Source organism: Streptomyces sp. McG3 (assembly GCF_018619185.1).
GTDB lineage: Bacteria > Actinomycetota > Actinomycetes > Streptomycetales > Streptomycetaceae > Streptomyces.
The window spans coordinates 1-7,808 of the sequence record NZ_JAAXYC010000344.1; the positions used below are offsets into that span (position 1 = coordinate 1).

At 72.9% G+C, this 7,808-nt stretch carries 7 protein-coding genes; 3 read left to right on the forward strand and 4 right to left on the reverse strand.

The features are described from left to right. Window positions 1-110 precede the first annotated feature (110 nt). Window positions 111-554, reverse strand: coding sequence for a subtilase-type protease inhibitor (locus tag HET64_RS33550; RefSeq protein ID WP_215110975.1), 444 nt, complete (start codon window positions 552-554; stop codon window positions 111-113). Window positions 555-1,126: 572 nt separating this feature from the next. On the opposite strand from HET64_RS33550, the gene HET64_RS33555 reads away from it, so the two are divergent. Genes HET64_RS33555 through HET64_RS33565 form a run of 3 tightly spaced genes read left to right on the forward strand, consistent with a single transcriptional unit; the run spans window position 1,127 to window position 5,054 of the window. Then, on the forward strand, window positions 1,127-1,921 hold the full coding sequence (locus tag HET64_RS33555) for an ABC transporter ATP-binding protein (RefSeq protein ID WP_251146243.1): 795 nt from the start codon (window positions 1,127-1,129) through the stop codon (window positions 1,919-1,921). Window positions 1,922-1,929: 8 nt separating this feature from the next. Then, a complete protein-coding gene (locus tag HET64_RS33560; RefSeq protein ID WP_215110979.1) occupies window positions 1,930-2,904 on the forward strand; it encodes an iron-siderophore ABC transporter substrate-binding protein in 975 nt (324 codons plus the stop codon). A gap of 2 nt (window positions 2,905-2,906) precedes the next feature. Then, the gene (locus HET64_RS33565; RefSeq protein WP_215110981.1) at window positions 2,907-5,054 is read left to right on the forward strand and encodes an iron ABC transporter permease; all 2,148 of its coding nucleotides are present in this window, start codon (window positions 2,907-2,909) and stop codon (window positions 5,052-5,054) included. Between the two features lie 75 nt (window positions 5,055-5,129). Here HET64_RS33565 and HET64_RS33570 read toward each other — a convergent pair whose 3' ends face one another. The 3 genes from HET64_RS33570 to HET64_RS39390 all read right to left on the reverse strand — a co-directional run. Continuing rightward, window positions 5,130-5,855, reverse strand: a complete 726-nt coding sequence (locus HET64_RS33570) for a response regulator transcription factor (protein ID WP_215110983.1) — start codon at window positions 5,853-5,855, stop codon at window positions 5,130-5,132. Beyond that, entirely contained in the window at window positions 5,852-7,012 is a 1,161-nt protein-coding gene (locus HET64_RS33575; protein WP_215110985.1) for a sensor histidine kinase, read from the reverse strand. The genes HET64_RS33570 and HET64_RS33575 overlap by 4 nt, the downstream gene beginning before the upstream one ends. Before the next feature lie 27 nt (window positions 7,013-7,039). Further along, the coding region (locus HET64_RS39390) for a hypothetical protein (RefSeq protein ID WP_308370420.1) at window positions 7,040-7,808 on the reverse strand (769 nt) is incomplete at its 5' end.

The window sequence follows — 7,808 nt, forward strand, 5'->3', positions numbered from 1 at the left end:
GTATTCGCCTTCTGATCCACCGGGGCACGCCGGGCGGGGCGGGTCGCCGGACGCGGTCGGGCGGTACGGAGTCGCGCTCCGTCATTTTGGCGTCGGCGCGCCCCGGTGGATCAGAAGGCGAATACGGCGTTGTCGTTCATGCTGCCCGCCATCTCGCAGGCGTTGCCGTACGTGGTGCTGAACTGGACCTGCTTGCCCTGCCAGACGCCGTGGGCGGTCACGACGACCGGGTCCCACTGGCGGGTACAGGTCCGGTTCGACGGACCGGCGGTCAGTTCGGAGAACTTCCCCTGGACCGCGGCCAGTTCCTTGCAGGCCGCAGCGGGAGTGGGGTGCGTCCCCTCGGCGGTGGGGACGCAGGTGAGCGTCACGGCCCGCTCGACGGTGGCGGTCAGCGGGTCCTCGCCGCGGGCCACGGTGAGGACGAGCGCCGAGGGCGCGTAGAGGCTCTCGGCCCTCGCCGGTGCGGCCTGGGCGGTGGCGGTCGCGAATCCGCCGAGCAGAAGGGTGCTCGCCGTGATGGTTGCGAAGATCACGTGAGGGTTGCGTCGCATGGGTGAAGACTCCTTCGTCGTGTGCCTGATTGCGGTCAGGAGTCTTACGCATGCGGAAAGTAAGCGCACATCCACGGCCAGCTTCCAGCCGCAGACGGGCGTTCGAGCCGACCGAATGGTCATTCGGGCAGCTCAGGCGCCTCGCGCGAGCCGTCCAGCATATGGACGAACTTCGGCGGTTCAACGCAAAACTACCGCCTGACCTGCGGATATACAGGATCTCCTTGATGCGCCACATCGCCGCTTCGGCCGGAAAGTACCGCCACCCGAGACCCTCACGCCCGTTCGACCCCCTCGATTGCCGTCGGCGGCGACCGGCGACCGTGCGGCGCACCGCCCGAAGGGTCACGCGGAGGACACGATTCCGAATCCCGCTTGACCAAGGCAATTTAGGTTAGGCTAACCTCACGGTCGTGATCGCTCCTGCCCTCGACCGAGAAGACCCACCGCCGCGTCGGCGCTCCGCGCCCGCTGCCGGTGCCGGTGCCACCGTCGCGCCCGCCGTGGCCGAGCCCGGCCCGGCCACGGCCCTCGCGGCCCCCGAACCCGATGCCGGCCTCGACGCCCGCGACATGACGATCGCGTACGACCGCACCGACGTCGTGCACGGAGCCGACCTCCGGCTGCCGCGCGGTCGCGTCACCGCGCTCATCGGGCCGAACGGCAGTGGGAAGTCCACCCTGTTGCGGGCGGTGGCCCGGCTGCACAAGGCCCGTACCGGCAGGGTGACCGTGGCGGCCGAGGGCAGCGGGCCCGTCGACGCCCTCGCCCTGTCGCGCTCCGACTTCGCCCGCCGTGTCACCCTGCTCGCGCAGAGCCGGAACGCGCCGGCCGGCCTCAGCGTGCGCGACGTGGTCGGATTCGGCCGGCACCCCTACCGGGGCCGGCTCCGGGGAACCGATCCGGACGGCGCCCGGATGGTCGAGCACGCGCTGGCCGTCACGAACCTCGCCGAGTTCGCCGACCGCGGGGTGGAGAGCCTGTCCGGCGGGCAACTGCAACGCGTCTGGTTCGCCTGCTGCCTGGCCCAGGACACCGATGTCCTCCTCCTCGACGAGCCGACCACCTATCTCGACCTGCGCTACCAGGTCGAGATCCTCGACCTCGTCCGCGACCTCGCCGACACCCACGGCGTCACCGTCGGCGTCGTCCTGCACGACCTGGACCAGGCCGCAGCCGTGGCCGACCAGGTCGTCCTCCTCTCGTCCGGGCGGATCGTCGCCGCGGGCACGCCCGCGGAGGTGTACGCCCCCGAGCGGCTCAGCGACGCCTACGGCATCCGCATCGACGTCGAACCCGACTCCTCCACCGGCATCCCGCGCACCCGCGCGGTCGGCCGCCACCACCTTCGTTCCGAAAGGCCCTGAACACCCTCATGAAGAACCAGCACCTGACGTGGCCCGTCCTCGCCGCCGCGGCCGCGCTCGCCCTCACGGCCTGCGGCACCACCGAGGCGCCGAAGAAGGAGTCCGCCGGGGACAGCGCGGTGACGATCACCGACTCCCGCGGCAAGAAGGTCACGCTCGACGGGCCGGCGACGCGCGTCGTCGGCACCGAGTGGAACGTCGTCGAGTCGCTCGTGACCCTCGGCGTCCAGCCGGTCGGCGTGGCCGACGTCAAGGGCTACACCGCGTACAACACGGCCGCGCCGCTCACCAAGGGCGTCAAGGACATAGGCACCCGGGGCGAGCCCAGCGTCGCCACCGTCGCCGGTCTCAAGCCCGACCTCATCATCGCCACCACCGACCTGTCCGACTCCGCCATCGCCCAGCTGTCCAAGGCCGCCCCGGTCGCCGTGGTCCGCTCGGCCGACGCGAGCCGGCAGATCGACCAGATGGTCGACACCGTCGAGCTCATCGGCAAGGCCACCGGCAAGGAGGACAAGGCCGAGTCCGAGGTCGAGTCCTTCCGCAAGGCGGTCGCGGACGGCAGGAAGAAGCTCGCGGACGCCGGTCTCGACGGCGAGAAGGTCGCCTTCGCCGACGGCTGGCAGGAGGGCAACCAGGTCTCGGTGCGCCCGTACGTCAAGGGCTCGCTGCTCGCCGACGTGAACACCGAACTCGGCCTCGTCGACCCGTGGAAGCTGAAGGGCGACGCGGCCTACGGCCTGGCGGCGACCGATGTCGAGGGCCTCACGAAGATCGGCGACGCGCGGTTCGCGTACATCGCCAACGACTCCGACGGCGGCGACCCGTTCGCCGACGGCCTCAAGGACAACGCGGTGTGGAAGTCCCTCCCGTTCGTCAAGAACGACGAGGTCCACCGGCTGCCCGACGGCATCTGGATGTTCGGTGGCACCGCGTCGATGCGTGAGTACATCGACGCCCTCGTCGGCGCGCTGACCGCCTGACGATGAGCACACGCACCACAACCGCCCCGCCCGCCCCCGTGAAGACGGGGGCGGGCGCGGCCGGTCCGGCCGGGGCCGAGTCCCCGGTGGTGGCCGGCCCACCGGCCCGTCGCGGCCGGATGTTCCTCCTCGCGATCGCGGGGATCGTCGCGCTGGCCGCACTCGCGATCGTCCACGTGGGCCAGGGCACCGCCGCCGTGGACCTGCACACGCTCTGGCAGTTGGCGACCGGGGCCGCCTCCGACCGGACGGCAGACGAGCAGACGGCCGCCGTCGTCCTGGACTCGCGGCTGCCCCGGCTCGCCGCGGGGCTCCTCGTCGGCTGCGCGCTCGGCGCGGCGGGCGCGGCCCTCCAGTCGGTGTCGCGCAACATGCTGGCCTCACCCGACACGCTCGCCGTGAACGCGGGCGCGTACCTCGCGGTGGTCGCCGTCGCCGCGTTCGGCATCACGCTGCCCGCGCTGCCGGCCGGGGCCACGGCGTTCCTCGGCGGGCTGCTGGCGGCGGGCGTCGTCCTCGGCCTGTCGCGGGCGGGGGCAGGACCGATCCGGCTGGTGCTGGCCGGTTCGGCGCTCACCCTCGCCCTGTCCGGGCTGAGCGGGATGCTGCTGCTCCTGCGCTCCCAGCAGACGACCGGGCTGTTCGCCTGGGGGAATGGTTCGCTCGCCCAGATCGGCATGCAGTCCATCGACCGGCTCACCCCGGTCGCGCTCCTGGCGTTCGCCGGACTGATGCTGCTCGGCAGGCGGCTGGACATCCTCGCCCTCGGCGACGACGGCGCCGCGGTCGTGGGCGTGAGCCCCCGGCTGACGCGCAGCACGGCCGTGATCCTCGCGGTGCTGCTGGCGGCGGTGTCCGTGGCGGTCGCGGGGCCGGTCGGCTTCGTCGGCCTGTGCGCGCCCGCCGTGGTCCGGCTGCTCAGCACGTGGATCCCGGGCCTGGTCCGGCACCACGCGTTCATCCCCGCGTCGGCGCTCGCGGGTGTGCTGGTGGTGCTCGGCGCGGACGTTGCTCTGCGCGCGGTGTTCGGCGCCCAGGCGGGTGCCGAGGTGCCCACCGGCATCGTCACGACCTGTTTCGGCGCGCTCGTCCTGATCGTCCTGGCCTACCGGTCGCGCGACATGGGCACGGACAGCGGCTCGACGGCGTTCGCCCGGCTGCGCGGCCGGCGGGCGTTCGTCCTGACGCTGGTGGCGACGGTCGTGGGCCTCCTGGGCGCGGTGGTGGCGGCGACGCTCTTCGGCGACGCGACGCTGCTCCTGGGTGATGTGGGCAACTGGCTCACCGGCCGGGCGGGGCAGTTCGTCGGCTATGTCCTCGACACGCGCGTCCCCCGGGTCGCCGCGGCCCTGCTGGCCGGTGCGGCGCTGGCCGTCGCGGGTGCCGTCGTCCAGGCGGTGTCGCGCAATCCGCTGGCGGAGCCGGGCGTCCTCGGCGTCGTCAGCGGGGCGGGGGTCGGGGCGGTCGCCGTCCTCACCGTGGTGCCGATGGCGAGCTTCTGGCTGATCGGCGGCTCCGCGCTGGCCGGTGCGACGGCCGCCGCGGCGCTGGTCTTCGGTCTCGCCGCACGCCGAGGGCTGGAGCAGAACCGCCTGGTGCTGATCGGCATCGGTGTGCAGGCCGGTGCGGGCGCGTTCGTGAGTCTGCTGATCGTGCTCACCGACCCGTACAACGAGACGAAGGCGCTGGCCTGGCTCGGCGGTTCGACGTACGGGCGGACGTTCCCCGAGCTGGTCCCGGTCCTGGTGGGTCTGGTCGTCGCGCTGCCCGTCCTCGCGCTGATGCGTCGCGAGCTGGACCTGATCGGGCTGGACGACGAGACGCCCGCCCTGCTCGGCGTGCGGATCGGCGCCACCCGGCTGGCGCTGTTGAGCCTGGCCGTCGTCCTGACGGCGGGAGCCGTGGCGGCGGTCGGCGTGATCGGATTCGTCGGCCTCGTCGCCCCGCACGCGGCGCGTGCCCTGGTGGGCCGCGGTCATGTGCGGGTGATACCGGTGAGCGCGCTGCTCGGCGCGCTGCTGGTGGTCGTGTCGGACCTCGTCGGCCGGGCGGTCATCGCGCCGGCACAGATCCCGGTCGGGTTGCTGACGGCCGTGATCGGCGCCCCGTACTTCATCTGGCTGCTCTGGCGGTCGCGGCGCGAGGGGTGAGCGGGGAGCTGCCCGGGTGCCGGAGCCGCGGGGTCGTCCGCGTCTTCGCCCGTACGGAAGAGAGGAGAGGTGATGTCACCATCCGGGCCGGTGTGCGCCTGCCAGGCCCGTCTCATAGGCGACGATCACCAGTTGCGCGCGATCGCGTGCCCGCAGCTTGGCCAGCAGCCGCCCGATGTGTGTCTTGACCGTGGCGATGCTCAGGTGCAGGTGTTCCGCCAGTTCCGTGTTGGAGAGACCGCGGGCGATCAGCGTGAGAACCTCCAGTTCGCGGTCGGTGACGCCGTCGAGGCTTCTGGCCGACGGGCGGCCCGGCTCCGGCCGACGGGCGAACTCGGCGATCAGACGGCGGGTGACCGAGGGAGCCAGCAGGGAGTCCCCGGCGGCGATGACGGAGATGGCGCTCAGGACCTCCGACGGCGGGGTGTCCTTCAGGAGGAAGCCCGCCGCGCCCGCGCGAAGGGCGGCGTAGACGTACTCGTCCAGGTCGAAGGTGGTGAGGATGAGGACGCGGACCCCGCTCGTGGCGGAGTCGGCGCAGATGCGGCGGGTCGCCTCGATGCCGTCGAGGCCGGGCATGCGAATGTCCATGAGGACGACGTCCGGTTGTTCGCGGCGGGCGAGTTCGACGGCCTCGGCGCCGTCCGCGGCTTCGCCGACCGCGGTCAGGCCGGGGGTGTGGTCGACGAGGACGCGGAAGCTGCCGCGGACCATGGCCTGATCGTCGGCGACGAGCACGCGGGTCGGACCTGACCCCGCGGGCGTACGGGGCGGGCCCGTCGGCCCTGTTCGCACGGTCATGTCGCTCTCTCCCGTCCGACCGGCAGGCGTACGCACACCGCGAAGCCGCCCTCCGGCCGAGGACCGGCCCGGACGCTCCCGCCGTACATGCGTACCCGCTCCCGCAGGCCCGTCAAGCCGTGCCCGCCCGGCAGTTTCCCGGCCGTCGGGCGGGAGCCGCCCGACGGCCCGTCATCGGTCATGTCGATACGGACGGTCTCGCCGTCCGCCGCGACCGTGATCCGGCAGCGCGTCGGGGCGGCGTGTTTGACCGCGTTGGTCAGTCCCTCCTGCACGACCCGGTACACCGTCAACTGCGTTCCCTCCACGAGGGAATCCGCGCCACGGACGGTCAGATCCACGTCGACCCCCGCTCGTCGTGCTTGCTCCACCAGCTTGCCGAGGCCGCCGAGACCCGGTATCGGGCCCAGCGGGGCCCCCTCCGTGCGCAGGACGCCCAGAGTGCGGCGCATCTCCGCCAGTGCGGCCCTGCTGGTCTCCTCGATGACCCTGAGCGCGGCCCGGGCCTCCTGCGGATCGGCCTGGGCCACATGGGCGGCGACGCCCGCCCGCACGGCGATCAGGCTGAGATTGTGCGACACGATGTCGTGCAGATCGCGGGCGACGCGCAGCCGTTCCTCGTCCCGTACGTGCTCGGCCCGTCGCCGTTCCTCCCGCCGCGCCTCGGCCCGGCGGGAGCGGACGACGAAGCCCGCCGTCCAGGCACCGCCGATCACCAGCAGGACCAGGACGGCCACGCCCGCGGCATCCTGCTGGTCACCGGCAGGGGTGATCAGGGCCTCGCCCAGATACACCCCGCCGGCCGCCACCGGCAGCGCGACGGCGAGCGCCGTGAGGGAACGTCGAGCGGGTTCGGCCAGGCCCACCAAGTAGGCGGCCAGGCCCGCCGCGGCGTATGGCTCCCGGGTCACGTCGAGCACCGAGGCGGCGGTGAGAGCCGCCAGTACGACACCCAGTACGGGCAGCGGCCAACTGCGGCGGAACGCGACGGGCAGACCGACGGCGGCCGCGACCAGCCAGCCGAGCCAGACCGGACCGTGGTAGACCGGCTGCCCGTCGGCCGCGGTCGCTTCCGCGAAGCCCACGTAGAGCACGGTCAGGGCGAGGGCAGGCGCCAGGTCGATGGCGTGGAGATACCGGCCGGCCGTGCGATTCATGACACGACGGTATCGGTCGACGCCCACTCAGCCCGCCTGCCCCAGGACCACCATCAGCGCAAGCGTCCCCAAGGCCAGCGGAACCCAGCGCAGCACCGCCGCCCGGCTGGGCCGCGGGCCCTGGCGCAGCAGGCCGAGACCCATCGGCACCAGGGCAACGGTCAACCCCGCCAGTGCCACCAGCGACAGCGAAGTGGTGCCCTTCAGGGCACCGAGCGGCAGTCCCGCCATCAGTGCGAGGGCGAGCGCGCGTGCCGGGCCGAGCACCTGGGTGCGCCGGCTGCCGAGGGCAAGCACGAGCCAGCCGGCCAGGACGGCGATGTTCAGCGCGGAGAAGATCTGGAAGGCGCCGTACGTCTCGGCGACGGCCCGGGTGGCGGCTGCGGCGCCCTCGGCGTCCGCCAGCCGGAAAGCCATGTGATCGACCCCGGCGTGAAAGGCACGGGCGAACAGGCCGCACAGGGCCAGCATCCCGCCCCACAGGCCCCAGCCCGGGCTGCGGGCGCCGATCCGGGCGGCGAGGAGAACCACGGCGGGCCAGAGCAGCAGATTGCCCGCGGCGAAGAGAGCGTACGAGGTGGCCATCAGACCCGGATGCCGCTCGTACGCGGCGAGTTGCGCGGGGAAGAAGAAGTCGGAGCGGACCCGCGTCAGGGCGCCGGCCAGCATCAGCAGCGGGCCCAGGACCATGGCGACGCCACCCACCCAGCGTCCGGGGAACGCCTCCATGCGGTCCACCGGCAGGATGCGGCCGAGGCCGACGGGGGAGGAATGCGGGGTGGGCACGGCATCGGAC